Source organism: Cytophaga sp. FL35 (assembly GCF_014349235.1).
Taxonomy (GTDB): Bacteria; Bacteroidota; Bacteroidia; order Flavobacteriales; family Flavobacteriaceae; genus Euzebyella.
The window spans coordinates 1-5,876 of record NZ_JACSOH010000050.1 but is presented as its reverse complement, the minus strand read 5'-3'; the positions used below and the strand labels follow the sequence as shown (position 1 = coordinate 5,876).

At 51.9% G+C, this 5,876-nt stretch carries 2 tRNA genes and 3 rRNA genes; all 5 read right to left on the bottom strand.

Annotated elements, in window-relative coordinates:
• Positions 1-52: 52 nt before the first annotated feature.
• The 5 genes from rrf to BIZ36_RS20250 all read right to left on the bottom strand — a co-directional run bounded on the left by rrf (position 53) and on the right by BIZ36_RS20250 (position 5,352).
• Positions 53-164, bottom strand: a 5S ribosomal RNA gene (rrf, locus tag BIZ36_RS20270).
• Positions 165-294: 130 nt separating this feature from the next.
• Positions 295-3,127, bottom strand: a 23S ribosomal RNA gene (locus BIZ36_RS20265).
• 263 nt (positions 3,128-3,390) lie between these two features.
• Positions 3,391-3,464, bottom strand: a tRNA-Ala gene (locus BIZ36_RS20260).
• A 120-nt stretch (positions 3,465-3,584) separates the two neighbouring features.
• A tRNA-Ile gene (locus tag BIZ36_RS20255) sits at positions 3,585-3,658 on the bottom strand.
• A gap of 166 nt (positions 3,659-3,824) precedes the next feature.
• A 16S ribosomal RNA gene (locus tag BIZ36_RS20250) occupies positions 3,825-5,352 on the bottom strand.
• The 16S, 23S and 5S rRNA genes sit together here with 2 tRNA genes alongside, the layout of an rRNA operon.
• Positions 5,353-5,876: the final 524 nt, after the last annotated feature.

Genomic DNA, 5,876 nt, shown 5'->3' with positions numbered 1-5,876 from the left:
AGTATACCCCATAAAAAAAGCCCCTTCACAACATGTGAAGGGGCTTTCGTAAGAAAGGCGGCGACCTACTCTCCCACTTGGTGTAGCAGTACCATCGGCGCTGGCGGGCTTAACTTCCCTGTTCGGAATGGAAAGGGGTGGGCCCCGCCGCCATGGCCACCTAAGTTTTAAATACCTTATAATGACATAATAATGGGACAGTTATGAAGAAAATGTTCATGGATCTTAAAGGAAAGCTTACGGCACGAACGCTTTTGAAAGGATTCCCGTGCCCCCCGAAGGGGGCAACGGATCTTGCGCAAGCCGTACGGGCAATTAGTACCACTCGGCTACGTACATTGCTGCACTTCCACCTATGGCCTATCGACGTGGTCATCTCCCACGGCCCTTTAAAGAAATCTCATCTTGCGGTTGGTTTCGCGCTTATATGCTTTCAGCGCTTATCCAGTCCCGACATAGCTACCCGGCAATGCCCCTGGCGGGACAACCGGTGCACCAGCGGTCGGTCCGACTCGGTCCTCTCGTACTAGAATCAGGTCCGCTCGAATTTCTAACGCCCGCAGTAGATAGAGACCGAACTGTCTCACGACGTTCTGAACCCAGCTCGCGTGCCACTTTAATGGGCGAACAGCCCAACCCTTGGGACCTTCTCCAGCCCCAGGATGTGACGAGCCGACATCGAGGTGCCAAACCCCCCCGTCGATGTGAGCTCTTGGGGGAGATCAGCCTGTTATCCCCGGCGTACCTTTTATCCTTTGAGCGATGGCCCTTCCATGCGGAACCACCGGATCACTATGCTCTTGTTTCCAACCTGTTCGACCTGTATGTCTCACAGTCAAGCGCCCTTGTGCCATTGCACTCTACGTACGATTGCCGACCGTACTGAGGGCACCTTTAGAAGCCTCCGTTACTCTTTTGGAGGCGACCACCCCAGTCAAACTACCCACCACGCACTGTTCCCTTTTGCAAGGGTTAGGCCCCGGACAAGCAAAGGCTGGTATTTCAACAATGGATCCAACGCACCTGGCGATGCGCCTTCAAATCCTCCCAGCTATCCTACACATTGCTTGACCAAGGTCAATACGAAGCTATAGTAAAGGTGCACGGGGTCTTTTCGTCCCACTGCGGGTAACCGGCATCTTCACCGATACTACAATTTCACCGAGCTCATGGCCGAGACAGTGTCCAGATCGTTGCACCATTCGTGCAGGTCGGAACTTACCCGACAAGGAATTTCGCTACCTTAGGACCGTTATAGTTACGGCCGCCGTTTACCGGGGCTTCAGTTCAATGCTTCATCCCGAAGGAATAACATCTCCCCTTAACCTTCCGGCACCGGGCAGGTGTCAGGCCCTATACTTCATCTCTCGATTTCGCAGAGCCCTGTGTTTTTGATAAACAGTCGCCTGGACCTCTTCACTGCGGCCCCCCATAAGGGGGCGACCCTTCTCCCGAAGTTACGGGTCTATTTTGCCTAGTTCCTTAGCCATGAATCTCTCGAGCGCCTTAGAATGCTCATCCCGACCACCTGTGTCGGTTTACGGTACGGGCCGCACATCTCGCTTTTCTTGGAAGTCGATCCGCAGGATTATCGCCTTGGCCGTAGCCTCGGCGTACTATCGGGGCATTACTGCTCCCTTCAACGTGCAATTCCGTCTGCACGCACCTACATCTCGCCTCCGTCACTTTTAATGATGTGCGGGTAGCGGAATATTAACCGCTTGTCCATCCACTTCCCCCTTCGGGTCCGCGTTAGGTCCCGACTGACCCCCGGCTGATTAGCATAGCCGGGGAAACCTTGGTCTTTCGGCGTGCGGGTTTCTCGCCCGCATTATCGTTACTTATGCCTACATTTTCGTTTGTAGCCGCTCCAGCATCCCTCGCAGGTACACCTTCAACGCAACTACAATGCTCCCCTACCCCTTGTATAAATACAAGGCCATGGCTTCGGTAATATGCTTATGCCCGATCATTATCCATGCGGAACCGCTCGACCAGTGAGCTGTTACGCACTCTTTAAATGAATGGCTGCTTCCAAGCCAACATCCTGGCTGTCGGTGCAGTTCCACCGCGTTTTGTCAACTTAGCATATATTTGGGGACCTTAGCCGATGGTCCGGGTTCTTTCCCTCTCGGACATGGACCTTAGCACCCATGCCCTCACTGCGCAGAAACATTTTATAGCATTCGGAGTTTGTCAGGAATTGGTAGGCGGTGAAGCCCCCGCATCCAATCAGTAGCTCTACCTCTATAAAACTATCTACACGCTGCACCTAAATGCATTTCGGGGAGTACGAGCTATTTCCGAGCTTGATTGGCCTTTCACCCCTACCCACAGGTCATCCCAAGACTTTTCAACGTCAACGGGTTCGGTCCTCCACTATGTGTTACCACAGCTTCAACCTGCCCATGGGTAGATCGCACGGTTTCGCGTCTACTGCTACTGACTAAAGCGCCCTGTTAAGACTCGCTTTCGCTGCGGCTCCGGGCCTTAAACCCTTAACCTTGCCAGTAAAAGTAACTCGTAGGCTCATTATGCAAAAGGCACGCCGTCACCCCAATGGGGCTCCGACCGCTTGTAGGCGTATGGTTTCAGGATCTCTTTCACTCCCTTGTTCAGGGTTCTTTTCACCTTTCCCTCACGGTACTGGTTCACTATCGGTCTCTCAGGAGTATTTAGTCTTGGCGGATGGTCCCGCCGGATTCACACAGGGTTTCACGTGCCCCGCGCTACTCAGGATACCGCTATCTTACGGGTCTTTGCCTATACCGGGCTATCACCGTCTATGGCCCCTCTTTCCAAAGGGTTCTAGTTCATTGCCGTTCGAACATCGCGGTCCTACAACCCCAATATTGCCGGAACAACATTGGTTTGGACTGGTCCGGTTTCGCTCGCCACTACTCCCGGAATCACTTTTGTTTTCTCCTCCTCCGGCTACTTAGATGTTTCAGTTCACCGGGTTCGCTCGCTTTCGCATGACATGTCTTCAACATGCCGGGTTGCCCCATTCGGATATCCGCGGATCAATTCGTATGTGCCGATCCCCGCGGCTTTTCGCAGCTTATCACGTCCTTCATCGCCTCTGAGAGCCTAGGCATTCCCCATACGCCCTTATCCAGCTTGTCGCCTTCCTTTTGTTTCGCTATTCTATTGCGTACTCTTTACTTTAAAATTCGTGTGTTTTTCTTCAAAGTACATCCTATAAAGAATGTACCCTGTCCCAATATGTCAATGAACCTTTTCAAAATTCTCCGTAATCGGAGTAACCTACGGTTGCTCCTCAAACTTTAATTTTGAGAATGCATTAAAAGAACCATATTCCTGAAACAATAAAAAGCAAGCTTTCTTTTGTTTCTTTCATTACGATTCTGCTTTTTAAAGCATTCATCGTGGAGAATATCGGAGTCGAACCGATGACCTCCTGCGTGCAAGGCAGGCGCTCTAGCCAGCTGAGCTAATCCCCCATTTACTAGTAGTTAGCAATGAGCAGTCAGTAGTTAGCACATAACCACTTTCCCAACTTCCAGAATTTCCTTCAATCTTGTCGATCAATGAACGTATTCACCGCAATCCCTTGCGGATAGTAGTCCCGGGCAGACTCGAACTGCCGACCTCTACATTATCAGTGTAGCGCTCTAACCAGCTGAGCTACGGGACTGTCCCACGACCGCTTGCGCGACCGTAATTTTATAGTTTGATACCTTGGAGACTTATTTACATGACCTTAAGAGATCCTTTTAAACTTTAACAACAGCTAGGGAACGGGGCACGGTCGGTGCGCCTATCGGCGAAGGTGCCCTTCCGGTCAGACCGGAAAGCTCTAGAAAGGAGGTGTTCCAGCCGCACCTTCCGGTACGGCTACCTTGTTACGACTTAGCCCTAGTTACCGATCTTGCCCTAGGCCGCTCCTTGCGGTGACGGACTTCAGGCACTCCCGGCTTCCATGGCTTGACGGGCGGTGTGTACAAGGCCCGGGAACGTATTCACCGGATCATGGCTGATATCCGATTACTAGCGATTCCAGCTTCACGAGGTCGGGTTGCAGACCTCGATCCGAACTGTGACCGGTTTTGTGGATCCGCGCCTGCTTGCGCAGTGGCTTCCCGCTGTACCGGCCATTGTAGCACGTGTGTAGCCCAGGACGTAAGGGCCGTGATGATTTGACGTCGTCCCCACCTTCCTCGCGGTTTGCACCGGCAGTCCCGTTAGAGTCCCCAACTTTACTTGCTGGCAACTAACGGTAGGGGTTGCGCTCGTTATAGGACTTAACCTGACACCTCACGGCACGAGCTGACGACAACCATGCAGCACCTTGCAAATTGCCCGAAGGAAAATCTATCTCTAGACCTGTCAATATGCATTTAAGCCCTGGTAAGGTTCCTCGCGTATCATCGAATTAAACCACATGCTCCACCGCTTGTGCGGGCCCCCGTCAATTCCTTTGAGTTTCATTCTTGCGAACGTACTCCCCAGGTGGGATACTTATCACTTTCGCTTGGCCGCCCAGTACTCAAGGTACCGGACAGCTAGTATCCATCGTTTACGGCGTGGACTACCGGGGTATCTAATCCCGTTCGCTCCCCACGCTTTCGTCCATCAGCGTCAGTACGTACTTAGTAAGCTGCCTTCGCGATCGATGTTCTATGTAATATCTATGCATTTCACCGCTACACTACATATTCCGCCTACTCCAGTACGACTCAAGACCGCCAGTATCAAGGGCAGTTCTACGGTTGAGCCGCAGACTTTCACCCCTGACTTAACGGCCCGCCTACGGACCCTTTAAACCCAATGATTCCGGATAACGCTCGGACCCTCCGTATTACCGCGGCTGCTGGCACGGAGTTAGCCGGTCCTTATTCTTACGGTACCGTCAGTACCCTACACGTAGGGTGGTTTCTTCCCGTATAAAAGCGGTTTACGACCCATAGGGCCTTCTTCCCGCACGCGGCATGGCTGGATCAGGCTCCCGCCCATTGTCCAATATTCCTCACTGCTGCCTCCCGTAGGAGTCTGGTCCGTGTCTCAGTACCAGTGTGGGGGATCCCCCTCTCAGGGCCCCTACCCATCGTCGCCATGGTGGGCCGTTACCCCGCCATCTAGCTAATGGGACGCATACTCATCCCCTACCGTGACCTTTAACCGTAAACCCCATGCGGGGATACGGTACCATGCGGTGTTAATCCAAATTTCTCTGGGCTATCCCGCAGTAGGGGGCAGATTGTATACGCGTTGCGCACCCGTGCGCCGGTCGCCGGCGGAAAAGCAAGCTTTTCCCCGCTGCCCCTCGACTTGCATGTGTTAGGCCTGCCGCTAGCGTTCATCCTGAGCCAGGATCAAACTCTTCATCGTTGATTCGTATATATATTCGCCCCAACGCCGATAAGTCCTCCCGGCCCCGTCTCTCTATCTGTGTTATCTTATTTCAAAAATACTCTTGGTTAGCTCGCCTGCTCCGATCTTATTTCAAGACCTTCGCGGCTCGCTATGTCTCCTCAGTATGTCAATGAACTTGTCTGTGTTCCGCCCCTTTCGTTTCCACCGTTACGGCGTCTGTTTCTCAAAGCGGGTGCAAATTTACAACTGTTTTTTTAACTCGCAATATTTTTCGAAACTTTTTTTCTAAAATATTTTTTCGACTCGAACAGCTTCCAAATGAACGTCCCGTCGCGAACTTTTTTAATCGTCGCTAAGGGGCTGCAAATGTAAGACCGTTTTTCGATCCCGCAAGCTTTTTCCGAAATTTTTTTTCCGAAGGAAAAAACCGAAAAAAAACAACTTTCAATGAGCGTCCCCGACAACAACCTTCGTTGTTTTTCGGGCTGCAAATGTAACACCATTTCCTAGCCCCGCAACTATTTTTTCAAGGTTTTTTT